1 protein-coding gene is annotated in these 1,006 nt (G+C 72.7%); it reads right to left on the bottom strand.

Translation table 11 applies throughout. The annotated features are described in order from the left end of the window. A partial coding sequence (locus ACFFIO_RS17310) for a heavy metal translocating P-type ATPase (protein ID WP_378043704.1) occupies positions 1 to 980 on the bottom strand: 980 nt, incomplete at its 3' end. Between the last annotated feature and the right edge of the window lie 26 nt (positions 981 to 1,006).

Raw genomic sequence — 1,006 nt, 5'->3', positions numbered from 1 at the left:
TCGAAGGCCGCCCCGGACTTGATGACGACCCCGAACCGGCTGGCCGCGCCGATCGCCGAGACCACCGTGACCGGCACGGCGATGGCCAGGGCGCAGGGCGAGGCGGCCACCAGCACCACCAGGGCACGGGTGATCCACAGTTCCGGGTCCCCGAACAGGGACCCCAGGGCCGCGACGAGCACGGCCAGGATCAGCACCCCCGGCACCAGGGGCTTCGCGATCCGATCGGCCAGCCGGGCCCGTTGGCCTTTCTCGGCCTGGGCCTGTTCGACCAGGTGCACGATGGTGGTCAGGGAGTTGTCGGTGCCGGCGGCGGTGGCCTGAATCTCCAGGGCCCCGGAGGTGTTGATCGACCCGGCCGAGACCGCATCCCCGGGGCCAACCTCGACCGGGATGGACTCCCCGGTAATCGCGGAGGTGTCCAGGGAACTGCGCCCGGTGCGCACGGTCCCGTCGGTGGCGACCCGTTCCCCGGGCCGGACCACGAGCACCTGCCCAACCCGCAGGTCCTTGGCCTCGACGTCGATCGTGGCCGCGCCCTGGCGGATGGTGGCGGTCTCGGGCACGAGGCTCAGCAGGGCGCGCAGCCCGGCCCGGGCCCGGTCCATGGCCTTGTCCTCCAGGGCCTCGGCGATGGAGTACAAAAACGCCAGGGCGGCGGCCTCTTCGATGTAGCCCAGGATCACCGCGCCGATGGCGCTGATCGTCATCAGCAGCCCGATGCCCAGCCGGCCGCGGGTGAACAGCCCGCGCAGTGCACCGGGCACGAAGGTCCAGGCGCCGAGCAGCAGCCCGACCCAGAACACCACCGTGGCCGCGACGCCGGCCCCGGACCACTCCAGGACCAGCCCGGTCAGGAAGGCCACCCCGGAGAGCACCGGGAGCAGGATGGCCGCATCTCGCCACCACGGCCGGTGCGCCTCGGCCTCCTCGGATGCGCCCCCAGTGGTCTCCGCGGCGCTGCAGCATGCATCACTCACGAGGCCGCCTGCGCTGCGTCGCAGCA

Source organism: Citricoccus parietis (genome assembly GCF_042433045.1).
GTDB classification, from domain to species: domain Bacteria; phylum Actinomycetota; class Actinomycetes; order Actinomycetales; family Micrococcaceae; genus Citricoccus; species Citricoccus parietis.
The sequence above is the reverse complement of the archived record's forward strand: the minus strand, read 5'-3'. Positions and strand labels throughout refer to the sequence as shown.